General features: G+C 64.7%; 27 protein-coding genes. 10 read left to right on the top strand and 17 right to left on the bottom strand.

Features of this window, described 5'->3' with window-relative positions:
- Window positions 1-3: 3 nt before the first annotated feature.
- Window positions 4-957: a 2-dehydropantoate 2-reductase gene (panE, locus tag R2N11_RS24990; protein ID WP_316682776.1), complete on the top strand. Its 954-nt coding sequence runs from the start codon at window positions 4-6 to the stop codon at window positions 955-957.
- A 285-nt stretch (window positions 958-1242) separates the two neighbouring features.
- Here panE and R2N11_RS24985 read toward each other — a convergent pair whose 3' ends face one another.
- From R2N11_RS24985 to R2N11_RS24960, 6 genes are all read right to left on the bottom strand, one after another.
- Entirely contained in the window at window positions 1243-2679 is a 1437-nt protein-coding gene (locus tag R2N11_RS24985) for an efflux transporter outer membrane subunit (protein ID WP_316682775.1), read from the bottom strand.
- A gap of 322 nt (window positions 2680-3001) precedes the next feature.
- Window positions 3002-4165: an ABC transporter permease gene (locus R2N11_RS24980; protein ID WP_316682774.1), complete on the bottom strand. Its 1164-nt coding sequence runs from the start codon at window positions 4163-4165 to the stop codon at window positions 3002-3004.
- A complete protein-coding gene (locus R2N11_RS24975) occupies window positions 4162-5133 on the bottom strand; it encodes an ABC transporter ATP-binding protein (protein WP_199032946.1) in 972 nt (323 codons plus the stop codon). Before R2N11_RS24975 ends, R2N11_RS24980 begins: the two co-directional genes overlap by 4 nt.
- Complete coding sequence (locus R2N11_RS24970) at window positions 5130-6116, bottom strand: HlyD family secretion protein (RefSeq protein ID WP_316682773.1); 987 nt, start codon at window positions 6114-6116, stop codon at window positions 5130-5132. The genes R2N11_RS24975 and R2N11_RS24970 overlap by 4 nt, the downstream gene beginning before the upstream one ends.
- 48 nt (window positions 6117-6164) lie before the next feature.
- The gene (locus tag R2N11_RS24965; protein WP_199032948.1) at window positions 6165-6902 is read right to left on the bottom strand and encodes a TetR/AcrR family transcriptional regulator; all 738 of its coding nucleotides are present in this window, start codon (window positions 6900-6902) and stop codon (window positions 6165-6167) included.
- A gap of 207 nt (window positions 6903-7109) precedes the next feature.
- The gene (locus R2N11_RS24960; protein WP_316682772.1) at window positions 7110-8036 is read right to left on the bottom strand and encodes a LysR family transcriptional regulator; all 927 of its coding nucleotides are present in this window, start codon (window positions 8034-8036) and stop codon (window positions 7110-7112) included.
- Between the two features lie 144 nt (window positions 8037-8180).
- Here R2N11_RS24960 and rocD point away from each other — a divergent pair, with 144 nt between their 5' ends.
- On the top strand, window positions 8181-9407 hold the full coding sequence (gene rocD, locus R2N11_RS24955) for an ornithine--oxo-acid transaminase (RefSeq protein WP_316682771.1): 1227 nt from the start codon (window positions 8181-8183) through the stop codon (window positions 9405-9407).
- A gap of 32 nt (window positions 9408-9439) precedes the next feature.
- Window positions 9440-10378: an arginase gene (locus tag R2N11_RS24950; protein WP_199033250.1), complete on the top strand. Its 939-nt coding sequence runs from the start codon at window positions 9440-9442 to the stop codon at window positions 10376-10378.
- Here R2N11_RS24950 and R2N11_RS24945 read toward each other — a convergent pair.
- Window positions 10375-10767, bottom strand: coding sequence for a dihydroneopterin aldolase (locus R2N11_RS24945; RefSeq protein WP_199033251.1), 393 nt, complete (start codon window positions 10765-10767; stop codon window positions 10375-10377). The genes R2N11_RS24950 and R2N11_RS24945 overlap by 4 nt on opposite strands.
- A 21-nt stretch (window positions 10768-10788) precedes the next feature.
- Complete coding sequence (locus tag R2N11_RS24940; RefSeq protein WP_316682770.1) at window positions 10789-11595, bottom strand: SDR family oxidoreductase; 807 nt, start codon at window positions 11593-11595, stop codon at window positions 10789-10791.
- A gap of 16 nt (window positions 11596-11611) precedes the next feature.
- On the opposite strand from R2N11_RS24940, the gene R2N11_RS24935 reads away from it, so the two are divergent.
- On the top strand, window positions 11612-12805 hold the full coding sequence (locus tag R2N11_RS24935) for a class I SAM-dependent methyltransferase (protein WP_316682769.1): 1194 nt from the start codon (window positions 11612-11614) through the stop codon (window positions 12803-12805).
- On the opposite strand, the gene R2N11_RS24930 is transcribed toward R2N11_RS24935, so the two are convergent.
- Window positions 12797-14098 (bottom strand): muropeptide transporter, encoded by a 1302-nt coding sequence (locus R2N11_RS24930; RefSeq protein ID WP_199032767.1) that lies wholly within the window; start codon window positions 14096-14098, stop codon window positions 12797-12799. The genes R2N11_RS24935 and R2N11_RS24930 overlap by 9 nt on opposite strands.
- 104 nt (window positions 14099-14202) lie before the next feature.
- Here R2N11_RS24930 and R2N11_RS24925 point away from each other — a divergent pair, with 104 nt between their 5' ends.
- The gene (locus R2N11_RS24925; RefSeq protein ID WP_430715477.1) at window positions 14203-15147 is read left to right on the top strand and encodes a M48 family metallopeptidase; all 945 of its coding nucleotides are present in this window, start codon (window positions 14203-14205) and stop codon (window positions 15145-15147) included.
- Here the strand turns inward: R2N11_RS24925 and R2N11_RS24920 are convergent, their stop codons facing one another.
- Both R2N11_RS24920 and R2N11_RS24915 read right to left on the bottom strand, forming a co-directional pair.
- The gene (locus R2N11_RS24920) at window positions 15148-16065 is read right to left on the bottom strand and encodes an EamA family transporter (protein ID WP_316682767.1); all 918 of its coding nucleotides are present in this window, start codon (window positions 16063-16065) and stop codon (window positions 15148-15150) included.
- Window positions 16066-16117: 52 nt separating this feature from the next.
- The gene (locus R2N11_RS24915) at window positions 16118-16705 is read right to left on the bottom strand and encodes a nitroreductase family protein (RefSeq protein ID WP_316682766.1); all 588 of its coding nucleotides are present in this window, start codon (window positions 16703-16705) and stop codon (window positions 16118-16120) included.
- 121 nt (window positions 16706-16826) lie between these two features.
- Between R2N11_RS24915 and R2N11_RS24910 the strand changes: the two genes are divergently transcribed.
- From R2N11_RS24910 to R2N11_RS24895, 4 genes are all read left to right on the top strand, one after another.
- A complete protein-coding gene (locus R2N11_RS24910) occupies window positions 16827-17339 on the top strand; it encodes a MarR family winged helix-turn-helix transcriptional regulator (protein WP_316682765.1) in 513 nt (170 codons plus the stop codon).
- An 81-nt stretch (window positions 17340-17420) separates the two neighbouring features.
- Entirely contained in the window at window positions 17421-17774 is a 354-nt protein-coding gene (locus R2N11_RS24905; protein WP_199032774.1) for a signal peptidase, read from the top strand.
- Between the two features lie 92 nt (window positions 17775-17866).
- The gene (locus R2N11_RS24900) at window positions 17867-18634 is read left to right on the top strand and encodes a YdcF family protein (protein WP_316682764.1); all 768 of its coding nucleotides are present in this window, start codon (window positions 17867-17869) and stop codon (window positions 18632-18634) included.
- A gap of 310 nt (window positions 18635-18944) precedes the next feature.
- The gene (locus R2N11_RS24895) at window positions 18945-19856 is read left to right on the top strand and encodes a prohibitin family protein (RefSeq protein ID WP_199033203.1); all 912 of its coding nucleotides are present in this window, start codon (window positions 18945-18947) and stop codon (window positions 19854-19856) included.
- Between the two features lie 68 nt (window positions 19857-19924).
- Here the strand turns inward: R2N11_RS24895 and argC are convergent, their stop codons facing one another.
- Both argC and R2N11_RS24885 read right to left on the bottom strand, forming a co-directional pair.
- Window positions 19925-20938 (bottom strand): N-acetyl-gamma-glutamyl-phosphate reductase, encoded by a 1014-nt coding sequence (argC, locus tag R2N11_RS24890; protein WP_316682763.1) that lies wholly within the window; start codon window positions 20936-20938, stop codon window positions 19925-19927.
- 125 nt (window positions 20939-21063) lie between these two features.
- Window positions 21064-21849: an exodeoxyribonuclease III gene (locus tag R2N11_RS24885; RefSeq protein WP_199033205.1), complete on the bottom strand. Its 786-nt coding sequence runs from the start codon at window positions 21847-21849 to the stop codon at window positions 21064-21066.
- A 32-nt stretch (window positions 21850-21881) separates the two neighbouring features.
- Here R2N11_RS24885 and pyrE point away from each other — a divergent pair, with 32 nt between their 5' ends.
- Window positions 21882-22559 (top strand): orotate phosphoribosyltransferase, encoded by a 678-nt coding sequence (pyrE, locus tag R2N11_RS24880; protein WP_199030944.1) that lies wholly within the window; start codon window positions 21882-21884, stop codon window positions 22557-22559.
- An 81-nt stretch (window positions 22560-22640) separates the two neighbouring features.
- On the opposite strand, the gene R2N11_RS24875 is transcribed toward pyrE, so the two are convergent.
- From R2N11_RS24875 to R2N11_RS24860, 4 genes are all read right to left on the bottom strand, one after another.
- A complete protein-coding gene (locus tag R2N11_RS24875; RefSeq protein ID WP_199030945.1) occupies window positions 22641-23468 on the bottom strand; it encodes a polyphosphate kinase 2 family protein in 828 nt (275 codons plus the stop codon).
- Window positions 23469-23529: 61 nt separating this feature from the next.
- Entirely contained in the window at window positions 23530-24408 is an 879-nt protein-coding gene (gene dapF / locus R2N11_RS24870) for a diaminopimelate epimerase (protein ID WP_316682762.1), read from the bottom strand.
- 88 nt (window positions 24409-24496) lie between these two features.
- Window positions 24497-25390, bottom strand: coding sequence for a lipid A biosynthesis lauroyl acyltransferase (locus R2N11_RS24865; protein WP_316682761.1), 894 nt, complete (start codon window positions 25388-25390; stop codon window positions 24497-24499).
- 17 nt (window positions 25391-25407) lie between these two features.
- Window positions 25408-26256, bottom strand: coding sequence for a lysophospholipid acyltransferase family protein (locus tag R2N11_RS24860; protein ID WP_316682760.1), 849 nt, complete (start codon window positions 26254-26256; stop codon window positions 25408-25410).
- Window positions 26257-26345: the final 89 nt, after the last annotated feature.

Genomic DNA, 26345 nt, shown 5'->3' with positions numbered 1-26345 from the left:
GCAATGCGGATTCTGGTACTTGGCGCCGGCGGCACCGGCGGCTACTTCGGCGGACGGCTCGCCCAGGCCGGCGCAGACGTGACCTTTCTGGTGCGCCCGGCACGGGCGGCACTGTTGCGCGCGCAAGGTCTGGTGATCCGCAGCCCGGCGGGTGATGCGCAGTTGCCCGTGCAGATCATTACCGCCGACGAAGCCAACGCCTGGGGCCATGCCGATCTCATCCTGCTGAGTTGCAAGGCCTATGACCTGGACGATGCGATTGCCGCGATCCGCCCCGCTGTGGGCGAGCGCACCGTCGTGCTGCCAGTGCTCAACGGGCTGGCGCACCTGGACCGGCTGGACGCGGCCTTCGGTGAGTCGCGCGTGCTGGGCGGCCTGTGCCACATCAGCGCCACCACTGCGCCCGATGGCGCCGTGCTGCACCTCGGCATTGGGTCAGGCCCGGCGCCGCAGTCCATCACCTTTGGCGAGCGCACGCCGCACGCCCCGCGCGCGCGCACCGAGGCCATCCGCAACGTGTTCGCCACGGCCAGCTTTGATTCGGTGCTGGCCAACAACGTGATGCAGGACATGTGGGAGAAGTTTGTCTTCCTGACCTCGCTGGCGTCGATGACGTGCCTGATGCGGGCCAACGTGGGCGAGATCGTCGCCACGGATGAGGGGCGTGCGCTCAACGAGGCGATGTTTGCGGCGTGCCAGTCGGTGTCTGCCGCATCGGGTTATCCCATCCGCACGCAGGCGCGTGAGCGCGGCCAGCAGGTGCTGACGCAGGTGGGGTCGCCGCTTACGGCGTCGATGCTGCGGGACCTGGAAAACGGTGGCCGAGTGGAGGCCGATCACATCGTCGGTGACATGCTGCAGCGGGGGCGCAAGCTGGGGGTGGATGTGTCGCTGCTGCGTGTGGCGTATGCGCATTTGCAGGCGTATCAGCAGCGGTTGTTGCGGCCTGCTGTTTGAGCGGTGGTGCTTTTGGGGAGGGTTGGGGCTTGGTGGCCCACCTCCCTTTCATCCTCTGCCGGGGCTGACTCACTTTCTTTGTCTTGCCAAAGAAAGTAAGCAAAGAAAGGCGCGCCCGAGATGGCGACTTCCCCTTGAATTTATGTCGCAGGGAGGGGGAGGAGGCAAACTCGCTTCGCTCAAACAGCCTCCTCTCTTCTTCCTCCCAGCAACAGAAATTCAAGGCGCCATCTAGGGCAGGGTACGGCCACACCGTCTGGATGCAGATGTTGTCGCCAACGTCGTTTATTGCTGCCAACCGCCGCCTAGTGCTTGCATCAGGACGGCGGAATCCAACAGACGATCTGCGCGGCTCTGTACCTGCTGCAGCGTTGCTTGGTCGACTTGACGCTGTGCATCGAGCAGCGTGAGCGTGCTGATGCCACCTGCGGCGTGGCGGGCTTGGGCAGCTTGCAATGTCTGCTGTGCTTGATCGGTTGCCAATGCGCGTGCCTGCAGCGCTTGCGCGTCGTTGTGCACAGCGTGCAATGCATCGGCCACCTCTTGCAAGCCCTGTAACACCGTCTGTTTGTACGCGGCGCCCGCTGCGTCGTAGGCGGCTTCGGCCTCGCGCTTCTTTGCGCGCAGCGTACCGCCGTGGAAGATCGGTTGCGTGAGCCCGGCGCCCAGGTTCCAGATGCTGGAGCCGGCGCCCAGCACACTGCGGAAACCCGTCGTCTCAGAACCCAGCCCCGCTGACAAGGTGATCCGCGGGAACAGGTTGGCCGTGGCAACACCCACGTTGGCACTGGCTTCGTGCAGCATCGCCTCGGCCGCGCGAATGTCAGGCCGGCGCTGCGCGAGCGTAGACGGCAACGACACCGGCAGTGGATCAGGCAAGCGCATGGCATCCAGCGTGGGCGTATCTGGCAACCCCACCCCCGGCTCACGGCCTAGCAGCACCGACAACCGATGCCGCATCTGCGCGGCCTGCTGGGCGAGCGGTGGCAGTGTCGCTTCCGTCTGCGCGACGAGGGTGCGCTGCGAGAGCACGTCAACGTTCGCCACACCACCCAGGGTCAAGCGGCGCTCGGTGATCTGGAGCTGCTTGCGCTGCTCCGCTACCAGCCGCTGCGTGGTGGCGATCTGCGCATCGAGCGAGGCGATGCGCACCACCGACGTCACCACATTGCCGGCGAGTGCCAGGCGTGCTGCCTCCAGCTCATAGCGCTGCGTATCCACTTCCGCACGCGATGCTTCCAATGCCCGGCGCACGCCGCCGAAGATGTCCAGCGCATACGACACCGACAGCGATGCCGAGTACAACGTGAACGGCCCAGGCTTGGGCGTGTTGAAGCCAAACGCTTCCGGGTTGACCTGCTGCCGCACGGCAGACACGGTGCCATCCACCGTGGGCAGCGCATAGCCGAACTGCGCCTCGGCTTCAGCCTGAGCCTGGCGCAGGCGTGCCTCAGCCTGCGTCACCGTGGGGCTGGCATGCAGCGCTTCATCGACCAGCGCGTCGAGCGCTGGAGATTGAAACAGGAGCCACCAATCGGCCGGCACATTGGCATCAGCCAAATGCTGCACTTCACCACCTGGGATGGGCGCCGACGCCGTCTCGCGCGGCACAGGCTGTGCGGAGTAGCCCGATGCCACAGGCGCGGCAGGCGTCTTGAAGTCGGGGCCGACGGCGCAACCGCTCATCGCCAGCGCAACAGCCAGCACAGCACCCAAGCCCAACGCACGCGCCACCCGCAATTGCCCAAACGCCGCCCACCGCCCACCGACGGTTTGGTCGTTCCCTGCCCTAGATGGCGCCTTCAATTTTTGTAAGCGGGCGGAAAAAAGACGGGAAACTGTTTGAGCGAAGCGAGTTTTTCCCGTCTCCGCCCGGTTACGGAAATTCAAGGAGTCTTTCGCCATCTCGGGCGCGCCTTTCTTTTGCTTACTTTTCTTTGGCAAGACAAAGAAAAGTGAGTCAGCCCCGGCAGGGGATGAAACAAGGGATGGCCCACCACGGCCATCACTGCGAAACATCAGAAACATATGCATGGCCGCCACCTCAATCCAGCGTCTTGCGATAAAACCGCAACGCAATACTCAGCACCACCACCGTAAACACCATCAACGGCCAGATGCTGGGCCACAGCTCAAACCACCCATTCCCCTTGAGCAAAATCCCACGCGTGAGCCGGTTGAAGTACGTCATCGGCAGCAGGTTGCCAATCACCTGCGCCCACTTCGGCATGCCCACAAACGGAAACATGAACCCCGAGAGCAAGATGTTCGGCAGGAAGTAGAAGAACGTGAGCTGCGTTGCCTGCAACTGGTTCTGCGCGAGCGACGACAACGTGATCCCCACCGTCAGGCTCGCCACGATAAACAGCAGCGCCGACACGTAGACCATCCACACGCTGCCAACAAATGGCACCTGAAACACGAAGTACGCCATCAGCAGAATGATGGTCACCTGCACCAGCCCGATAAAGATGTACGGCACGATCTTTCCCGTCATCACCTCCAGCGGATGCACCGGCGTGGCGAGCAGGTTTTCCATGGTGCCGCGCTCGCGTTCGCGCGTCATGGCCAGGCCCGTCATCATCACCATGGTCATCGTGAGGATGGTGCCCATCAGGCCGGGGATGATGTTGTACTGCGTGACGCCTTCCGGGTTGTAGAGCTTGTGGACGCGCACGTCGAATGGCGGTGCGCCACCGCTCGTGCCACCAGCCAGCGGTGCCAGCGCGCCCTTCATGTCCTTGTCGATCACGCCTTGCACCAGTTGCGAGAGCGAGGCCACTGCCAGCCCCGTAGCGGCGGGGTCGGTGGCATCCGCCTCGACCAGCAGCGAGGGCTTTTCGCCGCGCACCAGCTTGCGCGTGAAGTCCGGCGGGATGGAGACAACGAACTGCAGCTGCCCCTTGGCCAGCGCCTCGCGCCCGGCCGTTTCGTCGGGCAGGGTCTTGGCCAGGTCGAAATATTCGGAGTTGCGCATGCCGGCCAGGAAGCTGCGCGTGAACTCGCTCTGGTCCGCCGCAATGACACCGGTCAGCAAGTGCTTCGGGTCGGCGTTGATGGCAAAACCGAACAGGAACAACTGCATGATCGGAATGCCGATCATCATGGCGAAGGTCACGCGATCCCGCCGCAGTTGCAAGAACTCCTTGAGCACCACGCTCCACCAGCGCTGGAACGAGAAGCGGTTGCCGTTAATGGTGAGGCTCATGGCTGCGCTCCGTAGTTGTCGGACGAGCCACGCATCATGTGGATGAAGACGTCTTCCAGGCCGGTATCGATCGGCGCCACGCGCACGCCCGATTCACTGGCAAGACTGCGCAGCGTGGCTTCCAGTGCCTGTGCATCGGCGCCCGTCACATGCAACACCGAGCCGAACGCGACGGTCTGATCCACGCCGGGCTGGCCTTCGAGCTTGCGCCCCAAGTCGACCAGATTGCCACCCATCACCGACCACGTCGACAGCCGCTGGCTGGCAATCACCTCGCTGGCGGTGCCTTGTGCCAGCAGTTCGCCATACGCAATGTAGGCGAGCTTGTGGCAACGCTCAGCCTCATCCATGTAGTGCGTGCTGACCAGCACCGAGATGCCCTGTGCGGCAAGGCGGTGCAGTTCCTCCCAGAAGTCGCGGCGGGCTTTCGGGTCGACACCGGCGGTGGGTTCGTCAAGCAGCAGCAACTCCGGCTGATGCAGCATGCAGGCCGCCAGCGCAAGCCGCTGCTTCCAGCCGCCCGACAACGCGCCCGCCAGTTGCTTGGCACGCGAAGCGAGACCAAGGGTCTCCAGCGCGTGGTCCACCGCTTCGCGCCGGTTGGGCATCTCATACAGGCGCGCAACGAAGTCGAGGTTCTCGCGAATGGACAGGTCATCCCAATACGAGAAGCGCTGCGTCATGTAGCCGACGCGACGCTTGATCTGGGCAGACTCCGTGAGGATGTCGAAACCGAGACACGTGCCACTGCCGCTGTCGGGGGTGAGCAGCCCGCACATCATGCGGATCGACGTGGTCTTGCCACTGCCGTTGGGCCCGAGAAAGCCAAAGATCTCACCGCGCGCAACCTGCATCGAGAGGTCTTTTACGACGTGCTTGTCGCCGAAGTACTTGTTCAGCCCGTGCACGTCGATGGCGTAATCACGCGCACTCGCGCCACTGCCGTTGTGATTGCCCGAGGTGGTCATTGCAACGTCACCTCAACGGGCTGGCCCGGGCGCAGCTTGGGGCCATCGGCCGCCGTGGGACGCGCCTCCACCATGAAAACAAGCTTGTCGCGCGTGGTGTTGCTATAGATCACGGGCGGCGTGTACTCCGCCTCGTTGGCAACGTAGGTGACGGTGCCATTCACATCTGCCGCGCAGCCATCGCAGTGAATGCGCGCCGCCTGCCCCGGCTTGAGCGCACCGACCACACCCTGAGGCACGAAAAAGCGCACCTTCACGTTGGCGGGCGGCAACATGCGCACGACCGGGCTGCCGGCGCCCACCCATTCACCCTCTCGATAGAGGGTGTCGAACACAAGACCGCCCTGGCTTGCCTTCTGCGCCTTCTGGTCGAGCTTCCATTGGGCTTGGGCGACGGCGGCACGTGCCGCCTCAACCTGTGCCGCTTGTGCGCGGATCTGGTCATTGCGTGCCGGCAGTTGGGCAATGCGCAGCTGGTTAGTCAGTTCGCGTACGCGCTGGGCGTTGGTCTGTGCGGTGGAGCGACTGGAGTCGAGCTGCGCCTGCGGGATACCGCCCGCACGGAACTGCGCCTCATCACGCATGAGCTGAATCGCAGAGAGCTTGTCAGCCGCCACCGCCTGCGCCAGTTGTGCGCGCACCGCATCGACTTCGGGCACGCGCTTGCCAAGGTTCAGATCGGCCAATTGTGCTTCGGCCGATTGCAGTTGCGCGGCGGCCTGCTGGCGCGCGGCAGTTTCATCAACGGACTCGAGCACAAACAACGGTGCCCCGGCGCTGACGGTCTGCCCACGCTGCACACCCAGATGGTCCAACCGCCCACCCACGGACGAGGCGACATAGACGAACTCGCCTTCCACATAACCCTGATAGGTGTTGGTGTCCTGCTTTGCGCAGCCACTCAACGCCACGACAGCCGCCGCAACCGCCGCTGAGGCCGCCACCAGACACCCTGTCCTGCTGTTCCACAACGCTTGCCGCATACCGTACTCCGCCGGAATGGATTGATGCGATTGATCCGTTGCAACGCCCTACTTGCGCGTCTTGCTCTTGGCTGCCTTGACCGCCTTGCCGCCAGCATCCGCTGCCACGCTCCCCGGGCCGATGCCGTGCAGCAGCAGCGCTGCCACATGTCGGCCGATCGCCGCATCGTCCACCTGGTCTGCCTGGGGCAACCGCCCCCACAGTGGCCGCGTGGCCAGCGGCAGCATCGCGAGACCGATCACCGAGAGCATCAACAGCGGCGGCTGCAACGCGGGGTTCACAGCCCCGGCAGCCTGCGCGCGGGTAATGCGCTCAACGATCAGCTTGGCGCGCTCCAATGCAATGCGCTCGAACACGCGCTCGCGCAACTGGCCGCCATCACTGGCGACCTCGCGAATCCACAGCGGCGGAAACCACGGCGTGCTTGCGGCCATCGCCACCATGCGCTGCGCCACGCCCGCGATCGTCTGCGCCAAGTCCTGCAGGTGGCTGTCGTCGGCAATGCGCTCTAGCGCCGGGCCCGTCACCTGATCGACCAGCGGACGGATGCGCGCCTCAACCACCGCGTCAAGCAACTGGTCGCGCGTCTTGAAGTGGTAGTGCACCATCGGCGCCGTCACGCCAGCCTCGCGGGCAATGGCGGCGAGCGTGGTCGGGCCGACACCGTCACGCGCAAACAGCGTCACAGCCATGTCGAGTAGGCGGTCGCGCAGGTCGTCCTGCGTCGAACCATCGCGTCGACGGGGACGGCCCGGGCCGCGTGGGGAAGGTTTGCGTGTTGCCATGCGCCAAATATTAATTGTCGAATTAATTAATTTCAAGGCAAAGACACGGAGCCGAGCAACTCAGTGAGATCGGCTGCGCGTTCGGGGAGGCGCGCGGGACTTGGGCGGCGGCCGGAAGCAAGTTCTGACGCCGGGATGACCCCACGGTCAACGACGGCACCGTACTGCCGCTACGACAGCAGCATCCGCTTCGACGTGGCTCACGCCTCAGCCATTCGCTGTTGCGGCATCGAGCTGGGCAAGGCGTACGAGTAGACGATCCTGCGCTTCGCTCGGGAAGCTCGACGTGCGACGTACGGCAAACACGGTATTCAGGCAGCGCCGCGTTGTCATCGGTCGCACGACTTGCAAGCGTCCGCGCTCCACCGCCTCGTGAATGGCATGCAGCGGCAGCACCGACCAGCCCACGCCAGCCTCCACCAGCGTACTCACCTCCTCCAGATCCGACACGTGATGTGCGCTCACGGTCGTCTCGGGCATGCGCCGGAAGAGCGCCTTGAACCACAGGCCGTACACCGCATCGGACTCGTCATAGGTGACGAAGGGCAGCGCGGCACAGTCGGCCAGCGTGCGTGGGGCACCCTGCTCGCGCAATGCGCGCGCGCTGCACGCGAGCACGAACTCCTCGGTGTAGACAGCGTGGTGCTCAAACAAGCGTGAAGTGCGCGGTGTGTAGACGAAGCCGAGGTCTGCGCGACCGGATTCGACATGGCCAAAGACTTCGTCGTCGCTGCCGAACGCCAGCTCCAGACGCACGTCGTCGAGCAGCGGTGCATCGGATTCCGGCGACGGCGTCAGCAGTGCCGGCATCAACACATAGCGCCCAAAGCTGGAGCCGCTGGCCAGCTTGAGCGACACGCGTTCCATCTCGCCGCTGTGCAGTGCGGCGCGCAATTCATCGAGCCCGGCAAACGCATCGCGGCACCACGCACGCACCGAAGCACCGGCCCGCGTGAGCACGAGCTTGCGCCCCGAGCGCTCAAACAGGGGTACGCCCAGCCATTGCTCCAGTTGCCGCATCTGGTACGACAGTGCCGGCTGCGACACAGCCAGGCGGTCAGCCGCACGCACGAAGCTGCCCTCGTTGGCGACAGTCAGAAAGCTATGCAGATACCGCAGCGGAGAGTGCGACATGGAGAAGACGGCGCAACCGTAAAAAGTGACGCATCAACCTATCAAATTTTTGGATCGAAAAACCAAAAACATTCGATTTGATTTTGAGTTTGTCAGATCGCAGAATTCGCCGCAAGTGAACGACCAACGTGCCCGGAGGCCATCATGACGACCGCACTGCAACATCCGAGCTATGCCCTCGAAGAGCGCTATGGCGCGCACAACTATGCGCCCCTGGCGGTCATGCTGGAACGTGGGGAAGGTGTCTGGCTGATCGACACCAGCGGCCGCCGCTACCTCGACATGATGTCCGCCTACTCAGCCGTCAGCTTCGGACATTCGCACCCCAAACTCGTGGCTGCGTTGGTTGAACAGGCCGGCCGCCTGACGCTCACCTCGCGTGCCTTCCACAACACGGAACTTGGCCCCTTCCTGGCAGACGTGTGCCGCATCACCCGCATGGACCGCGCGCTGCCGATGAACACTGGTGCCGAGGCGGTGGAAACCGCCATCAAGGCCGCCCGCAAATGGGCGCGCGACGTGAAGGGTCTACCGCCCGAGGTGGCGGAGATCATCGTGTTTGAGAACAACTTCCATGGCCGCACGACCACCATCGTCGGCTTCTCGTCGCACGATCAGTACCGCTACGGGTTCGGGCCGTTCGCAGCAGGCTTCCGGCGCATTCCGTTTGGCGATGCCGATACGCTGCGCGCGGCAATCGGCCCCAACACGGGCGCGATCCTGATGGAGCCCGTGCAGGGCGAGGGCGGCATCGTGGTGCCACCACCGGGTTACCTGAAACTGGCACGCGAGCTGGCAACGCAGCACAGCGTGTTGCTGGTCTGCGATGAAGTGCAAACCGGCCTGGGCCGCACCGGCGATGTTCTGGCGAGCTGGCACGAAGGCGTGGATGCCGATCTGGTGGTGCTGGGCAAGGCATTGGGCGGCGGCATGGTGCCGGTGTCGGCCATTGCCGGGCGCGAGTCGGTCATCGGGGTGTTCCAGCCGGGTGACCACGGTTCGACCTTCGGTGGCAACCCGCTGGCAGCGCACATCGGCCGCGCGGCACTCGCCTTGCTGATCGAAGAAGAACTGCCGCAGCGCGCGGCGCGTCTGGGTGACGCCTTCATCGCCGAGCTGAAGACGTTGGTCGGGCATGGTGTGCGCCAAGTACGCGGCCGCGGTCTGATGATTGGCCTGCAGCTCGATGCCGACATCGAAGCCCACGACTTTGTCGCGGCGCTGGCTGAGCATGGTGTGCTGTCCAAGGACACCTACGGCAACGTGATCCGCCTGACACCGCCGCTGGTGATCGGCCAGGCCGAGCTGGAGCTGGCGCGCGACGTGATCCGCCGCACGCTGGCCGACTGGCCGCGCCGCAAAGCGGCATGAGCAACAACGCAATGCATCAAGGGGAGCAGCACATGACCATCATTGACCTGATCGGCGCGGCCATCGGCTGCGGAGCGCAAGACGACGGCTGCAAGGACGGCCCGCGTGCGCTGCTGCAGGCCGGCGCGCTGGCGCGGTTGCAGACGCCGGATACGCACGGTGGACTGGTTCACGACATCGAGCTGGCAACGTCGGCCGGGCACAACCGGTCTGCGCGGCTGGCGGCGCTGCCGGGTGTGGCAGGGTTCTCACGTGCGCTGGCCGATGCGACGGCGCACAGCGTGCACGCGGGGCATGTGCCGGTCGTCATCGGCGGCGATCACTCATGCGCGATCGGCACGTGGTCAGGCGTGGCGAATGCGTTGCGCTCGAAAGGGCAGGATGGCGCACTGGGCCTGATCTGGATCGACGCCCACCTCGACAGCCATACCCCGCAGACGAGCGACTCGGGCGCGATCCACGGCATGCCGCTGGCAACGTTGCTCGGCCACGGCGCACCAGCGCTCACCCAGGTGCGCGACGCCGCGCCCAAGCTGCTGCCGCAGCATGTGGTGGTGATTGGTGCGCGCAGCTACGAGCCGGCCGAACGCACGTTGCTCGATCTGCTGGGTGTACGTGTGATTGATGCCGCAGAGGTCGCGCGCAACGGCTTGCGCGCTGTGATGGCAGATGCCATCCGCCTGGTCACGTCAGGCACGGCGGCCTTTGGCGTCACGCTGGATCTGGACGCCTTCGACCCCGCCGTCGCGCCGGGTGTGGGCTCGCCCGAAACGGACGGGCTCACCGCCCAGGGCATGACGCAAGCGCTCGCCGCCTGTGCGCGCGATGCGCGCTTTGCGGCGTTTGAACTGGTGGAATACAACCCGCGCCACGACAAGGACGGGATCACGGCGCACCTGGCGCTCGACCTGCTGGGCAGCGTCGCGGGCGCGTTGCACGCCCAGCGCCGTGAATATGCGAGTGCCGCTTAGTCTTTGATGCGGAAGACCTCGACACCCACCGACTCGCAATCCGGATAGACATCCGGCTTCTCCGTCGACACCCGTGCGGCCAGCACGTGCGGGTGCTTGAGCATGGCTGTCAGCACGTCATCGCACAGCGTTTCCTGCAGATGGATGTGACCTTGTGCCATGCGGCGCGCCACAGTGTCGCGCATGAAGTCGTAGTCGACCACTTCGTGCAGTTTGTCCTGCGTGGGCGACGAGTATTCCAGCGGCACGTACAACTCGATGTTGATCAGGACGCGCTGCTCGCCCTTCTTCTCGAAGTCGTGCACGCCGATGTTGATCTGCACCTCGTAGTCGCGCAGAAACATGCGGCGGCAATTCGACAGGCGCGGGTGGGATAGCAGGGAAAGCATGGGGAGCGTCCGGGGAAAAAATTATTCGGTCAGGAACATCACGTCGCGGGCCAGTGGCATCAGGTGCTGGCCGCCGTCGACGAACAGCGTGGTGCCGGTCACGGCGCGGGCGGTGGCGAGGTAGCACACCGCCTCGGCAATGTCTTCCGGCGTGGACGACTGGCCCAGCGGCGTCATCTGGTGTGCGCGCGCAAACCCGCCTTGCGACTGATCGCCCGACACCATCGTGATGCCCGGGGCCACGCCCACCACGCGCAGCGCGGGCGCGAGTGCCTGCGCGAGCTGCATGGTGGCCGTCGACAGCGCCGCTTTCGACAGCGTGTACGACAGAAAATCCGGGTTCAGATTGTCGAGCTTCTGATCCAGCAAGTTGATGACAACACCACGATGTTCCGCATCACCGGCCGTGAGCGCACGGTGCAGCTCGCGCGAGAGCAGCAGCGGTGCCGCCACGTTGGTACGCATGTGCGTATCGAGCGATGCGTAGCTGAAGCTGGTCGCCACGTCGTACTGAAACAGCGAGGCGTTGTTGACCAGGCAGGTGGGCGTACCCAGTGCAGCGATGCAGTCGCCAATCAGGCGGCCGGCAGCGGCTTCGTCCGACAGGTCGGCCTGCAGCACGGCGGCGCGACGGCCCATGGCGATGATCTCGGCGGCCACGGCGTCGGCCTCGGCGCGCGAGCGGTGGCAATGCACGGCCACATCCCAGCCATGGCGGGCCAGGGCTAGGGCGATCACGCGGCCCACGCGGCGGCCAGCGCCTGTCACGAGGGCAATGCGGTGCGGTGAGGCGGATGCTGCGTTCGGTTGAGTCGGCGTCTGCGCCATTGTTTACAATCCGGCAATGAGCAAAACCGTGAGTCTACCGCTTCCCAACGAGGCAGCGCAGGCGCAATCCGCGCACCTGTTCGCCCTGATCGCCGACGCCATTGCGGCCGCCGGTGGCTGGCTACCGTTCGACCGTTACATGGAACTGGCGCTCTATGCGCCGGGCCTGGGCTATTACAGTGGCGGCGCGGCCAAGTTCGGCCGCCGCGTGGAAGACGGCGGCGACTTCATCACCGCCCCGGAACTGACGCCATTCTTCGGCCGCACTGTTGCGCACCAGATCGCGCAGGTGTTGAAAACGCTGCCCGAAGGCCAGCGCCACGTGCTGGAATTTGGTGCCGGCACCGGCAAGCTGGCCGCCGACATCCTGAGCGAACTCGATGCACTGGGTATGCGCCCCGACAGCTATGGCATCGTCGAACTCTCCGGCGAGCTACGCCAGCGCCAGCAGGAGCGCCTGACTGCCCTCGGCCCCGAACTGGGGGCCCTCGCGCAGTGGCACGACACGTTGCCCGCGCCGTTTACCGGCGTGATGGTGGGCAACGAAGTGCTCGATGCGATGCCCGTGTCGCTGTGGGCGCGGCGCGGCGGCGTGTGGCACCAGCGCGGTGTGAAGCTCGATGCCGAGCACGGCCTGCAGTGGGAAGGCCGTCTTGTCGAGCCGTCCGAGGTGCCCGCCAAACTGGCGGTGCTGCCCGACACCGGCGACCTCATCACCGAATCGCATGAAGCCGCCGAGGGCTTCATCCGCAGCACGGGCGCGGAGCTTGAGCGCGGCCTGCTGCTGCTGATCGATTACGGCTTCCCCGCTGCCGAGTACTACCACGCACATCGCGCCAACGGCACGCTGATGTGCCACTACCGCCAACACGCACACGACGACCCATTCTGGCTGCCGGGCCTGCAGGACATCACCGCGCACGTCGATTTTTCGGGGATTGCCCAGGCGGGGCAGGAAGCCGGGCTGGAGCTGCTCGGCTACACGAGCCAGGCGCGCTTCCTGTTGAGCGCGGGCGTGGGCGAATTGCTGATGACGCTCGATCCGTCCGACCCGATGCAGTTCCTGCCGGCGGCCAACGCCGTGCAGAAGCTGCTATCGGAAGCGGAGATGGGCGAGCTGTTCAAGGCCATCGCGCTGGGCAAGGGCATCGACGCGGCGCTGCCGCTGGCCGGCTTTGTGGATGCCGACCGCTCGAACCGCTTAGGCTGAGGCGGCTTTCGCAGCCTGGGCTTCGATGGCACGCTCGTTCTGCTCGGCTTCGTAGCGGCCAATCGTGCCACGCATCCACCACAGCAGCGCCAGGCCCGGGAAGGCAAACACCACCGTCATCAGATAGAACGCGGGCCAGCCGTAGGCTTCCACCAGATAGCCCGAGGTCGGCCCGACGTACACACGGCCAATGGAAGCCAGCGCCGACAGCAGCGCATACTGCGTCGCCGAGAACGACCGGTTGCACAGCGCCATCAGCAACGCCACGAAGGCTGCCGTGCCCATGCCACCGCAGATGTTCTCTATGCCGATGGCCACCGCCATCGTCCACAGATGCTGCGGCGTGACGGCCAGCACCCAGTAGCCCAGGTTCGACACCGCCTGCAGCACGCCGAAGAGCAGCAGCGCGCGCACCAGCCCCAGGCGCACCATCAGCGTGCCGCCATACAGCGCGCCAACAATGGTGGCGGCCAGCCCCAGCGTCTTGTTGACGAGACCCACCTCCCCCGCGGAGAACCCGACGCCCCGGATCAGGAACGTGGTCGACAGGCTGCCAGCAAACGCATCGCCCAGCTTATAGAGCACGATCAGCGCCAGCAGCGCCCAGGCGCCGCGGCGTGAGAAAAAATCCTTCAGCGGGCCGACCACCGCTTCCTGCAGCGTGCGCGGCGGGCGCGCCGACACCTCCGGCTCCGGCGACCACAGCGTCGTAAAGATGCCCAACGCCATCAGCCCAGCCATCAGCAAATACATGTTGCTCCAGCCCATCACGCGATCGGCCAGATACAGCGCCAGGCCACCCGACACCAGCATCGCCAGCCGGTAGCCAAGCACCTTCACGGCAGCGCCGACGCCACGCTCGCTGGTGTGCAGCACATCGGTGCTATAGGCGTCGAAGACGATGTCCTGCGACGCCGACAGAAACGCCACCAGCACCGCCAGCCCGGCGAGCGCCCACAGCGCGGCGTGCGGCGGCGTGAACGCCATGGCGGCAATCGACGCCACCAGCCCCGCCTGCGTGAGCACCAGCCAGCCGCGGCGCCGGCCCAGGGATGACGAAAACCCGGGCGGCGTGAAGCGGTCCATCAGCGGCGCCCACAGAAACTTGAAGATGTACGCCTGCCCCACCAGCGAGAACAGCCCGATGGTGCGGATATCGAGCCCCTCCACCGTCATCCACGCCTGCAGCGTGCCCGAGGTGAGCGCCAGCGGCAGGCCGGAAGCAAAGCCCAGCAGCAGCATCGCGCCGATGCGGCGGTTGCGGAAAACGTCAAGGTAATCGTGGAAGGTCATGTGGCGGGCGGGAATGCGATGCGGGTTGCCACGTAGCGTGGGCGGGTGCGTTGGCCGATATTATGTCTCAGTCGATTCCGCTTACCGCCTCCATGCCACGTCTCATGTCGCCTGTTCGGCGCGCCCTGCTGACTGCCGCCGGACTCACCCTGGCAACCTGGGCCACTGCCATGGACGGCCCACTGCCGGTGCCCGCCGACGGCGTCAAGCTGGAAGCGCCGACCACCACGTCGCCCAATATCCGCCTCGTCATTCCGGCCGAAGAAATCGAGAAACGTGCGCAGGCCGAGTACAAGGGCATCATCGACAATGCTGCGCACGAAGGAGCGCTTGCCCCGGATAACGTGCCCGACCTGATTCGCATCCGCGCCATCGTCGCGCGAATCGCCCCGCAGGCCTCACGCTGGAACCCCGACGCCGCCCATTGGCAATGGGAGGTCAACCTGATCGGCTCACCACAGGTGAATGCGTTCTGCATGCCCGGTGGCAAGATCGCCGTGTTCTCGGGGCTGGTGGAGCAGTTCAAGCTGACCGACGACGAACTCGCCATGGCGCTGGGCCACGAGATCGCCCATGCGCTGCGCGAACACGCCCGCGCCCGTGCCGGCCAGCGCGAGATCACCAACCTGGGCGCCAACGTCATCTCGCAGCTCTTCGGCTTCGGCAACCGGGGCGATACGGACCTGGGCGAAGGCGCCAAGATGCACCTGCTGGCGTTCTCGCGCGCGGAAGAGACGGAAGCGGATCTGGTCGGCATGGACATCGCCTCGCGCGCCGGCTACGACCCGCGCGCCGCGCTCACGCTGTGGCAGAAGATGGGCTCGATCGGCGGGGCTGAGCAAAAGCAGTTCCTCTCGACGCACCCGTCCGGGCGCACGCGCATGGTGGTGCTCTCACGCCATCTGCCGGAAACGCTACCGCTGTTTGCCGACGCCATGCAAATGCCGATGGCCAAGCTGTCGGCCTATCGGTCGAACATGCAGTATCTGGGGGCGGCGCCTGTTGATAATGGGGATGAGGCGCCGATGCGGCCGATGGTGCGGCCCTGATCAACGCGGCTCAGGTAGCTGGTTGGGGACTGTTCTCTTCGCCAACCCACTTTCTGCCACCCGCCGCCCATGTCGAGATAGCGCCATCCCCGCCACCGTCGCCCCCAGAACCAGCACCGCGCCGCCCGTCTGCACCGGGCTGAACCACTCCCCCAGCACCAGCGCACCCAGCACGGTCGCCGTCAGCGGGCTCAGCAACGAGAGAAACGTCACGTCCGCGCCCAGCACGCCAATCCCGCGAATCCACAGCCAGTAGCCCAGCGCCGTGCCGATCACGATCAGGTACGCAAAGCCCACGGCATTGCGCAGCGTGAGCGCAGGCGGCAAACCCTCCACAAACAACGCGACCGGCAGCAGCACCAACCCACCCAGCGCGAGTTGCCACGCGGCCACGGCCAGCGGCGTGCCGATGCGGCCCCAGCGCTCAATGAGTACCGTGCCCATTGCCATCGACAGTGCTGCGGCCAGCGCCGCCACCACGCCAATCGCATCCAGCTTGGCGGCCGGACCGAGAATCAGCAGCCCCACCCCCAACGACCCCGCCAGCGCCACCGCCAGTTGCACCGGACGCGGCTTACGAGCGAGCAGCGGCCACGCCAGCAACGCCACCACCAGGGGCTGCGCAGACATGATCGTCGCCGCAACGCCCCCCGGCAGGCGCTGCGCCGCCACAAACAGCAGCGCGAAGAACACACCAATGTTGGCCAGCCCGAGAAACAGCAATGGCAGCAGCTTATTGCGCGGGGGTAAGCCGGGGCCAAGCAGCATCAGCAACACGCCTGCCGGCAGCGCACGCAATGCACCCACCAGCAGCGGGTGGTCAACCGGCAGTGTCTGCGTGAAGACGAGGTAGGTTGTGCCCCACAACATGGGTGCCACTGCGGTGGCCAGCATTGCGGTCAGGCGGTTGAATGGCATGATAAATCTCCACGTTACGTAATTTGATATCGAATTAAATGAGCCAGAAAACTCAACCCGGGAAGCGCCCGCTGAACGCCAGCTCACTGATCGGCTTGCGCGGCGTGGGGCCTTCCACCGATTGCAGCGGTGCCGGCAACGACGCCACATAGCCGCGGCGGCCAACGGCCACGGCAATCTCGATGCGGAAGTGCTCCGGCACGTGCAGTACAGCGCGGGCCCGGTCGTAATCCACACCCGCCATGCCGCGCGCGTGATAGCCGAGGCTGACCGCCTGCAGCCCCAGTTGCGCCCATGCGGCACCGGCATCGAAGCTGTGCGTGTGCGACGGCACAGCGTTGGCCGGGTCGTCCCGATGGATGAGCGTGTCGGACAGCACGAAGATCAGTGCCGAGGCGTGCTGTGCCCAATCGCCGTTGAAGGGCACGAGCAGGCTGACGAACTCGGCCCAGTGCGCATCGTCGCGGCGGGCGTAGAGGAAGCGCCACGGCTGGTAGTTGTAGGCCGATGGCGCCCAGCGTGCCGCCTCCAGAATGCGCAGCAGATCGGCCTCGGGCATGGGCTGGCCGTCATAGGCGCGTGGCGACCAACGCGCCAGGAACAGCGGATCGATCGGGTGATCGGCAAGTCGTTCAGTCATGAGATACCTCGTGAAAAAGATGCGTCGGGATGCCAATTGCCTCGCACCGGCAAACCCGATACGATTCCAAGAATCTTGATATCAAATAGTTTGATGTCGAAATACTAGAACGAGGTTTTCGATGGGTCAAGGTGATCCCACACCCACGCAAGGGGGACCGATGGACGGCATCCTCGCGCAATGGCGGCGCGAGCGCCCGGACGTCGACGCCAGCCCGATGGCCGTCTGCGGCGAGGTCTGGCGCGCGGGTGAACGCCTGCGCCAAGGCGTGATTGCCAACATCGCCAGCGCCGACCTGGACATGGCCGGCTTTGACGTGCTGCTCACACTGCGCCGCAATGGTCGCGAACAGGCACTGTCACCCTCCGCGCTGGCCAAGGACATGCTGTTGTCCACCTCCGCCATGACCAACCGGCTCGACCGCCTGGAAAAGCGCGGTCTGATCGCCCGCAGGACCGACCCTGATGACCGGCGCGGGCTGCAGATCGTGCTTACCGATGCGGGGTTCGCCTTGGTCGATGGATTGGTCGTCTCACATGTGGAGACGGAGGAGCGGATGCTCGCGGCGCTGAGCCAGGCCGAGCGGGCGATGTTGCGGGAGTTGCTGGGGAAGATTGGCGGGCCGGCACCGTAATTTCCCGCAACACAAACCTCAAACTCCCCACCCGCAAGCAGCGCCACAATCGCAATCATCCAGCCCGATTGCGAGTCGACCATGCTCCGCACCACCCTCCTCCCCCTGGCCTGCGCTGCCGCCCTTGCTGCGGCGGTGCCACCCCCGGCCGTTGCCCAGACAACCTCTGCACCGGCTGACGACAGTGAAGCCCTGCACAACATCCAGAGCAACTTCGCCCACATGACGCCGCCGCCACGCTCGGTGGAGTCGATCAACAAAGACCTGCAGCAGGCCAAGGCGGCACCGGTCAACCGCCCGGGCGGCGGACGCGGTGGCCGGGGCAAACGTCAGCAACAGCAGCAAGACAACACCAGCCCCGACGCCAAGCCGCAGGCGGCACAAGACGTGTCCACGCCGTCAGTCAATCCGCAGCCGAGCGCAACAACCCCGTAAGAAGACGGGTCGCACGGCCGGCCATTCCTCTTTACGATGGCACTTCATGCACGCGCGTGGCGTGCCCTGATGTGCTGGAGGGGGAGAAACCTGTGAGCCTGGCCGTGCTGTGTGTGCTGGTGATCGTGGCGACGGTGTGCGCAGCGCGTGCCCGGCGCCGGGCTGCGCGCACGCTGGCGGTGCTCTGCGCGGTGCTGGTGGTGGCCATTGGCTGCGGGCCGGTACCGGCCTGGTTGCTCGATTCCCTGGAAAAGCCCTTCGAGAACGAGCCGCAAATCACCTGGGGCGCGCGCAACGCCATCGTGCTGCTGGGTGCGGGCACCTTCCGCATCGGCCAGACGGTGGAGCCGGGCGTCTTCTCGTACGCGCGCATCGTCGAGGCCGTGCAGCTGTACCAGACCTGCAAGAAGGCCAGCGGCGGGGCCGCCGGCGACTGCAAGATCCTCGTAAGCGGCGGCGACGCACGCCACCATGGCGAACCCGAAGCGACGGTCTATCGCCGCGAGATCGTCGCGCTCGGCGTCAACGGCGACGACGTGCTCATGGAACCGAAGAGCATGAACACGTGGCAGAACGCACAGTTCTCACGCGCGGCGCTGGCCGACTATGCGCCAGATCGCACGCTGCTGGTGTCTTCCGCCATCCACCTGCGGCGCAGCCTGCTGTATTTCGCGCACTTCGGCATGACGCCGATTCCCGTACGCGCCGACGATCTGCAGGCAACCGCATCGCCGCTGCCGATGGCGTACAACTTTGCACTGACAGACTATGCGCTGCACGAGTGGATCGGCATTGCGCGCTATCACGTGTACAACGCGTTCGGGTGGAACCCGGAGCGCGTGCAGCCCGGGCAAGCCTGACCTCCCGCCTCATTCGTGCATTTGAAGCAGGGCTCTAGTGCTTCTGGTTGGGCAGCAAAATTCCGGCGCCGCCCTATACTTTGTGCATCGCAACATCCGGGCTTTGCAATGCGCCACCTCGGTCGTATTGACGCTCACCGCCTAATCACCATTGGCAAGTTCGCTTGCCACCACCCGCCCACCGGGCGCGGCCAGTCCTGACGGGAATCGCTGACGATTCCTGCGCCAGCAGCGGGCCTTTGCTTTGGCAAACGCGCCCGCCCCGCCAGCCAACACCTCAGAAGCAAACCAACAAGCAAGGGGACCCCTCATGCCTCAAGTCACGGCAAGCAAGCTGCCGGTCAAACTGCTCGCGGTCGTCTTCGGCGCCCTCGCGGCGCTGGTGATCGCGCGGACTTTCCTGCTGAACTGGCAGATCATTCCGCCCGGCTACACGGGCATCAAGATCAACCGGCTGGTCGATCGCGGCATCTCGCGCGAGAACGTGGTCACCGGCTTCGTGTTCTACAACCCGGTGCAGACGGTCATCATCCAGTACCCCACGTTCGTGCAGCGCGTGGTCTGGACGCAGGACGTGAACGAAGGCCGGCCGATGAACGAAGAGCTGACCTTCAACACCAAGGACGCCGTCCCCGTGAACGTGGACGTGGCCGTCTCGTACCAGCTCGACCGCGACAAGGTGCCGGCGTTCTACACCAACTTCCGCGCCGACCATATCGAAAGCTTCACGCACGGCTATCTGCGCGATACGGCACGCAACGTGATCGTCGCCATCGGTTCGGAGTACAACTTCGACGACGTGAACGGCGCGAAGAAGGAGGAGTTTGTCGCGCGGCTGACCAACGAGCTCGACACGCGCTTGACGCCGCTGGGCGTATCGATCAAGCAGTTCGGCATCGTCGGTTCATTGCGTCCGCCGCGCGCATTGCTTGACGCGGTGAGCGCCAAGACCAAGGCCATCCAGGATGCCATCCGCACCGAGAACGAAGTGCGCTCCGCCCAGGCCGAGGCCAAGAAGAAGGTGGCGATTGCCGAAGGTGAAGCCGCCGCCAACCACGCGCTGGCCTCGTCGCTGGATGACCGCCTGCTGGCTTGGGAGCGCCTGAAGCTGGAGCGTGCCGCCATCGAGAAGTGGAACGGCGTGACGCCGAGTGTGATGGCGGGCGGCGCCAATGGCGGTGGCATGCTGTTCAACATCCCGGCGACAGGGCAGAACCACTAACGATCCAGCCAACGCACCAAAGAAAAACGCGCCCGAAGGCGCGTTTTTCGTATCGGCTCAACCGGCGATCAGCTTGCGAAACCCGGAGCAGCCTCACGCACGGCGTGCTCAGCACCGGCGGCGGGAATCGGCGCTTCCACGTGCAGGCTGGTCGACTCATCCACGCCCAGGTGCACGTTCATGCATTGCACCGCTGCGCCGGCCGCGCCCTTGCCCAGGTTGTCCAGGCGGGCGGTGACGACCATGCGCTCGTCAGAGCCGAACACGAACAGGTCGGCACGGTTGGTGTCGTTGGCGCCTTGCACATCGAAAAAGCCGTTATCGAGCGTCGCGACGTTGTCGGCCGGGGCCACGCGGATGAACTGCTCGCCCTGGTAGTAATCGGCCAGCACCTTGGCGACGTCCGCCGGGCTCACCTTGCGTGCCAGATGCTGCGGATGCAGACCGATGGTCACGGCCAGGCCCTTGAGGAAGTTGCCGACCACCGGCGTGAAGATCGGCGGGAGGCTCAGCTTGCTCTGCACACGCATTTCCGGCAGGTGCTTGTGCGCCAGCGCCAGCGCATACGGGCGCGGGCTGTCGAGCTTCGGGTTATTGGCGGCGAGGTAGTCGGCAATCATCGCCTTGCCGCCACCGCTGTAGCCCGTAAGCGAGAACGCGGTGACCGGGTAATCGGCCGGGACGATGCCCGCCTCCACCAGCGGACGCATCAGCAGCACAAAGGCGCTGGCATGGCAGCCCGGCACGGCGATGCGCTTGGTGTTGCGCAGGCGCTCGCGCTGGCCCTTGTTCAGCTCGGGCAAGCCATAGACCCAGCTATCGTCCGTGCGGAACGCGGTGCTGGCGTCGATGATGCAGGTGTTCGGGTTGTTGACCAGCGAGACGGCCTCGCGCGAGGCGACGTCCGGCAGGCACAGAAATGCGACATCGGCGGCATTCAGGAATTTGGCGCGCTCAGCCGAATCCTTGCGCTTGTCTTCGGCGATGCGCAACAGCTCGATATCGTCGCGTTGCGACAGATAGTCGAGCAGGCGAAGGCCGGTGGTGCCTTCCTGACCGTCGACGAAAACCTTGAATGCCATGGCGATCTCGCTTGAAAACTGTGAGTAGAAACCACGCGCCAGCCCCTGCCGGCGCGTGAGTTTTGCATTGTAGCGGCTGACGAAGAATTTTCTGCGGCAGCGCAACAACGTGACGCTTGTGCCGCTTACCAGTGCACGGGCGCGTCGTAATCAACGGTGAGCGGCGCGTGATCGCTGAACTTGATGTCCTTGAACACCGACGTGCGGCGCGCCGTGGCGGCAATGCCCGGCGTGGCGATCTGGTAATCGATGCGCCACCCAACGTTCTTTGCGTACGCCTGGCCGCGGTTGCTCCACCACGTGTATTGCTCGGGGCGCGGGTCCAGCGTGCGGAACACGTCCACATAGCCGACCTCGTCGAACAGCTTGGTCAGCCACGCACGCTCTTCGGGCAGGCAGCCGGAGTTCTTCTGGTTGCCCTTCCAGTTCTTGATGTCGATTTCCTTGTGGACGATGTTGACGTCGCCACACAGCACGACCTCGCGGCCCTTTTCGTGGCGCAGGTCGGTCAGGTGCTGCATGAACAAGTCCATGAAGCGGAATTTGGCCTGCTGGCGCTCTTCGCCACTGGAGCCCGAGGGCACGTAGACCGAGATGATCGACAGCTTGCCGTAGCGGGCTTCCACATAACGGCCTTCGGCATCGAACTCACCGCCGTCAAAGCCGACGATGACCTCGTCCGGCTTGTGGCGCGTGTACAAGCCGGCACCGCTGTAGCCCTTCTTGACGGCATGCTGGAACACGCCGTGGTAGCCGTGCGGCGCCAGAAATTCGGGCGTCATGTCGTCTTGCGCGCATTTCAGTTCCTGCACGCAGACGAAATCGGCGTCCTGCTTGCCCATCCAATCGAAAAAGCCCTTGCTGGAGGCAGAGCGAACGCCGTTGAGGTTGGCGGAAATGATGCGTAACATGGCGGGACTTTTTTGCAGACCAGAGAAAAAAGATGAGCCAAAACAGCGAGTTGCGCCAATCCTTCATCCGCTTTGCGGTGGAAGCCGGCGTGCTGTCGTTCGGGGAATTCGTGACCAAGGCGGGGCGGACATCGCCCTATTTCTTCAACGCCGGCAAGTTCGCAGACGGCGCGTTGCTGGGCCAAGTCGCGCAATTCTATGCGAAAACCCTGCTGGACTCGGGCGTGGAGTTCGACATGCTGTTCGGGCCGGCCTACAAGGGCATCACGCTGGCATCGGCCACGGCTGTAGCACTGGCCGGCATGGGCCGCAACGTGGGCTTTGCGTACAACCGCAAGGAAGCCAAGGACCACGGTGAGGGCGGCAGCCTAGTCGGTGCCAAGCTGGGCGGGCGTGTGATCATCGTTGATGACGTGATTTCTGCGGGCACGTCGGTGCGCGAATCAGTGGAGCTGATTCGCGCGGCAGGTGCCACGCCGGCTGCAGTGCTGATCCTGATGGATCGGATGGAGCGCAGCGGTAACGCTGTGGATATCGGCGAGCGCTCTGCGGTGCAGGATGTGCAGGCGCAATACGGCATGCCAGTGGTTTCGATTGCCAATCTGGATGACCTGCTGGGCTATCTGGATAACGCTGGCGATCCTGCACTGGCTGGCTATCGGGCCAAGGCTGCAGCCTACCGCGACAAGTACGGCGTCAGCGCGATCTGATTTGCTGCTTGAGGCTTGTAAGACCCCGGTGGATGCTATTCGCCGGGGTTTTGTTCGTTTTGGCCGATCCCCAAAAAAAGATCACTCGATCTTCAACCCTTCCAGCGCCGGATTCGCCTCCGGATAGGCGGGCTTCATCCCCTCCAGTACCTGCAGCAGAATCTCCGCCACCATCAAATTCCGATGCGTCTTGGAATCTGCCGGCACCGCATACCAAGGCGCATCTCGTGTTGCCGTGGCATTGATGGCGGTCTCATAGGCTTGCATGTAGTCATCCCAGAGCTTGCGCTCAGTAATGTCAGACGGGTCGAACTTCCAGTGTTTTTGCGGAATATCGATGCGCTCCTGCAACCGCTTGCGCTGTTCGTCCTTGGAGATGTGCAGAAAGCATTTGACGATGGTCGTGCCCGTCTCAGCCAGCATCTGCTCGAACGCGTTGATCTGCGCGTAGCGGCGCTTGCACTCATCGGTGTCGATGTCGCCATGCACACGCGTGATGAGCACGTCTTCGTAGTGGCTACGGTTGAAGATGACGATCTCGCCGCGCGCAGGCGCCTGGGCATGCACGCGCCAGAGGTAGTCGTGTGCCAGCTCCAGCGGCGTCGGCGCCTTGAAACCGACCACGCGCAAGCCCAGCGGATCCATCGCACGAAACACGCTGCGCACGGTGCCATCCTTGCCGGAGGTGTCCATACCCTGCAGGATCACCAGCACCTTGCGGCGGTGCTCGGCATAGAGGACGTCCTGCAGCGTATCGAGCCGCGCACCGATCTCGGCCAGGCGCTCCTGGTCACTGGCCTTGTTGCCGGTTGAAAACGGCTTGGCGCCCGCATCTACCTTGGCGATCTTGAATTTGTTGCTGCCGTCGTAACGCCACTCGTCGATCAGGGTCTTGCCGTTCGATGCCATGGAATCTCCTTGTTGTTATGACGGCTGCAGTCGTGCGCCCGCAGTCGGCCGTTCGGGCTTGTCAGTGTGCTGCAGTCAGCTTCAGGGCATCCAAGTCCAGCGTGCCTTCGAAGACGGTCGTGGCGGGGCCGGTCATCATCACCGCCTCGCCCTCGCCCGCCCAGGCGATGGTCAGGTCACCACCATGCGTGGCCACCTTGACGGGCGAATCAATCAGGCCACGGCGGATGCCAGCCACCACGGCTGCGCAGGCACCTGTACCGCAGGCAAGCGTCTCGCCCGCACCGCGCTCATACACGCGCAGGCGCACAGAGTGGCGATCGACGATCTGCATGAAGCCCGCATTCACGCGGCGCGGAAACACGGCATGCGATTCGATCAGCGGGCCGTCTTCCAGCACGGGGAAGGCCTCAGTATCGTCCACCACCTGCACCGCGTGCGGGTTGCCCATCGATACGGTAGACAGCCACTCAGTGCGGCCGTTGATCTGCAGTGCGTGCAGCGTGTCGCGGCCTTCAACGCGCGTGGGCAAACCCTCGGGCAGGAACGGCAGGCGTGCAGCCTCGAACACGGGCGCGCCCATGTCGACCGTGACCTGGCCGTCGTCCTGCATCGTCAGCGTGGCAACGCCGTTCATGACTTCCACGCGCACAGTGCGCTTATCGGTCAAACCACGGTCGGTGACGAACTTCACAAAGCAGCGCGCGCCGTTGCCGCAGTGCTCCACCTCGCCGCCGTCGTGGTTGAAGATGCGATAGCGGAAATCGACATCCGGGCGCGTCGAGCGCTCGACCAGCAGGAGCTGGTCTGCCCCCACGCCAAAGTGACGGTCGGCAATGGCAGCCCATTGCTCGGGCGTGAAGTCGATCGGGGTCTGGATGCCGTCGAGCACGACAAAGTCGTTGCCCGCACCGTGCATCTTGGTGAAGTGCAGTTTCACAATGGTAGGCCGCCCAAGGTGGCATGGACGGCAATGAGCGTTCAGAAAACGCCCATTCTAAAGCGAGTTACCGAAGGCAGCGGCCCGCTCAATAGATGCCGGGCATGCCCTCGGGGCGATGCTTGAAGCGCTTGTGCACCCAGTAGTACTCGGTGATGCGCGGGCGGATGGCGTCTTCAAAGAAGGCGTTCATGCGACGCGTGTCGGCAGTCAGGTCGCCGGTCGGGTAGTTTTCCCACGCGGGCAGGATGCGCAGCGCATAGCCCGCGTAGTTCGGCAGGATCTCGGTATACATCGGGATGACCTTGGCCCCGGTCATCGACGCCATGCGCGGGATGGCGTTGAGCGTGAGCGCCGGCACACCAAAGAATGGCACGAACTCCGAGTCGCGCTCGCCGAAATCCATGTCGGAGATGAGCTGCAGCGCCTCACCGCGCTTGATGGTGCGCATGATCTGGCGAATGTTCTCGTTGCGCGACACCATGGTCGCGCCAAAGCGGCTGCGCAGCGCCTTTACGGCGTCATCCAGCTCGGGGTTGGCCATCCGCGTGTAGAGCGAGCAGCCGGCATTGCCGGTGTTCGTACGCAGATACTCCGTCAGCGCCAGCGCGCCAATCTCCACACCCGACAGGTGCAGCGTGACGAGAATATGTGGCTGACCATGCAGCGCCGGCAGGTTGGCCTGATCGTCGATCTTCACCACGCGCATCAGGCGCTTCTCTGATGCGAACCACGCGAACGAACGCTCCGCAAAGCTGCGGAAAACTTTGCGGAAGACCTCGTGCGCCATCGCCTCGCGCTCGGCGTCGGACTTCTCGGGAAAGCACGCCTTCAGGTTGGCCAACACCACACGGCGGCGGCCATTGGGGATGCGATACAGCAGCCCCCCCAACCCCTCGCCAAAGCGGGCGACGAAGCTGTAAGGCAGGAAGGACAGCAGCCACAAAAAGCCGAGTCCGAGATTGGCAGTGAAACGTTCCATAAAGTGCGGCAGTCTCGTCAGGCAGTGGGCGGAGCGTCCGCGCCCTGCGGATGCTTGTAGCGGTTATAGCCCCAGAGATATTGCGTCGGTGCCAGGGCAATCAACTGTTCGATTTCGGCATTGATGCGTGTGCAGGCTTCCGTTGCATCGTCAGGCAACGCGCCAATCACTCGCATATGTGCACGATAGCCCGCCCCGCGGGGCAGGCGCTCACTTGCCAAAATCACCACGGGAGCGCCCGTCAGCCGGTGCAGGCGATGCACCAGCGTCATCGTATAGGCCGGCTTGCCGAAGAACGGTGCCCAGACGCCCTCACCCGCAGTGGGTGTCTGGTCGGGCAGGATGCCGACGGCCTCGCCGCGCTTGAGTGCACGCACCACCATGCGCACGCCGCGCGGGTCAGCCGGCGCCATGTGCATGTTTGGCCGCGTGCGCATGGCCTCGATCCAGGTGCGCAGGCTTTCCTTGTGCGGCGGCTTGAACATCGCCGTGATCGGGTGACGGCGTGCAAAGGCCTGCGGCAGAATCTCGAAGCAGCCCAGATGCGGAGTCAAGAAAATGACGCCGGTGCCGTTTTCAAGCAGGCTGTCGACGGTCGGCCAACAATCATCGAGTAATCCCGGTGAGATGTCCGCCCCGTTCTTGCGCATCCAGAAGTACGGCATTTCGAACACCATGCGGCCAGCGGATCGGCCAGCCTCTTTGAGCATGGCGGGCGTGGCGTCAGGGTAGGCGTGGCGGAAGTTGGCGATGAGCCGGTCGTGATAACGGCCGGGCACCTTCGCTGCCAACGCCCCCAACCAGCCGCCCAGCGCCTGCAGCCATGAAAGAGGCCAGCGTGAAAACAGCCAGAAAACAAAGGTCATGCGTGCGTACGCGGCAGTGCGTGTTGGTCGCTGTCGACAAGGGAGCAGGGTCTTGATGTGCCTTGTATTTGCGGTACTGCAGACCCGAA

Source organism: Ralstonia flaminis, assembly GCF_958415495.1.
Taxonomy (GTDB): domain Bacteria; phylum Pseudomonadota; class Gammaproteobacteria; order Burkholderiales; family Burkholderiaceae; genus Ralstonia; species Ralstonia flaminis.
This window is presented reverse-complemented; position numbering and strand designations above follow the sequence as displayed.

Coding starts and splice junctions, on each gene's coding strand:
- R2N11_RS24930 (WP_199032767.1), bottom strand. CDS start 14,098: ATGACCTTCCACGATTACCTTGACGTTTTCCGCAACCGCCGCATCGGC.
- rocD (WP_316682771.1), top strand. CDS start 8,181: ATGACGACCGCACTGCAACATCCGAGCTATGCCCTCGAAGAGCGCTAT.
- R2N11_RS24910 (WP_316682765.1), top strand. CDS start 16,827: ATGGGTCAAGGTGATCCCACACCCACGCAAGGGGGACCGATGGACGGC.
- argC (WP_316682763.1), bottom strand. CDS start 20,938: ATGGCATTCAAGGTTTTCGTCGACGGTCAGGAAGGCACCACCGGCCTT.
- R2N11_RS24905 (WP_199032774.1), top strand. CDS start 17,421: ATGCTCCGCACCACCCTCCTCCCCCTGGCCTGCGCTGCCGCCCTTGCT.
- R2N11_RS24920 (WP_316682767.1), bottom strand. CDS start 16,065: ATGCCATTCAACCGCCTGACCGCAATGCTGGCCACCGCAGTGGCACCC.
- R2N11_RS24950 (WP_199033250.1), top strand. CDS start 9,440: ATGACCATCATTGACCTGATCGGCGCGGCCATCGGCTGCGGAGCGCAA.
- R2N11_RS24965 (WP_199032948.1), bottom strand. CDS start 6,902: ATGGCAACACGCAAACCTTCCCCACGCGGCCCGGGCCGTCCCCGTCGA.
- R2N11_RS24975 (WP_199032946.1), bottom strand. CDS start 5,133: ATGACCACCTCGGGCAATCACAACGGCAGTGGCGCGAGTGCGCGTGAT.
- R2N11_RS24895 (WP_199033203.1), top strand. CDS start 18,945: ATGCCTCAAGTCACGGCAAGCAAGCTGCCGGTCAAACTGCTCGCGGTC.
- R2N11_RS24935 (WP_316682769.1), top strand. CDS start 11,612: ATGAGCAAAACCGTGAGTCTACCGCTTCCCAACGAGGCAGCGCAGGCG.
- pyrE (WP_199030944.1), top strand. CDS start 21,882: ATGAGCCAAAACAGCGAGTTGCGCCAATCCTTCATCCGCTTTGCGGTG.
- R2N11_RS24925 (WP_430715477.1), top strand. CDS start 14,203: ATGTCGCCTGTTCGGCGCGCCCTGCTGACTGCCGCCGGACTCACCCTG.
- R2N11_RS24945 (WP_199033251.1), bottom strand. CDS start 10,767: ATGCTTTCCCTGCTATCCCACCCGCGCCTGTCGAATTGCCGCCGCATG.
- R2N11_RS24915 (WP_316682766.1), bottom strand. CDS start 16,705: ATGACTGAACGACTTGCCGATCACCCGATCGATCCGCTGTTCCTGGCG.
- R2N11_RS24940 (WP_316682770.1), bottom strand. CDS start 11,595: ATGGCGCAGACGCCGACTCAACCGAACGCAGCATCCGCCTCACCGCAC.
- R2N11_RS24960 (WP_316682772.1), bottom strand. CDS start 8,036: ATGTCGCACTCTCCGCTGCGGTATCTGCATAGCTTTCTGACTGTCGCC.
- R2N11_RS24860 (WP_316682760.1), bottom strand. CDS start 26,256: ATGACCTTTGTTTTCTGGCTGTTTTCACGCTGGCCTCTTTCATGGCTG.
- R2N11_RS24875 (WP_199030945.1), bottom strand. CDS start 23,468: ATGGCATCGAACGGCAAGACCCTGATCGACGAGTGGCGTTACGACGGC.
- R2N11_RS24980 (WP_316682774.1), bottom strand. CDS start 4,165: ATGAGCCTCACCATTAACGGCAACCGCTTCTCGTTCCAGCGCTGGTGG.
- R2N11_RS24970 (WP_316682773.1), bottom strand. CDS start 6,116: ATGCGGCAAGCGTTGTGGAACAGCAGGACAGGGTGTCTGGTGGCGGCC.
- panE (WP_316682776.1), top strand. CDS start 4: ATGCGGATTCTGGTACTTGGCGCCGGCGGCACCGGCGGCTACTTCGGC.
- R2N11_RS24865 (WP_316682761.1), bottom strand. CDS start 25,390: ATGGAACGTTTCACTGCCAATCTCGGACTCGGCTTTTTGTGGCTGCTG.
- R2N11_RS24885 (WP_199033205.1), bottom strand. CDS start 21,849: ATGTTACGCATCATTTCCGCCAACCTCAACGGCGTTCGCTCTGCCTCC.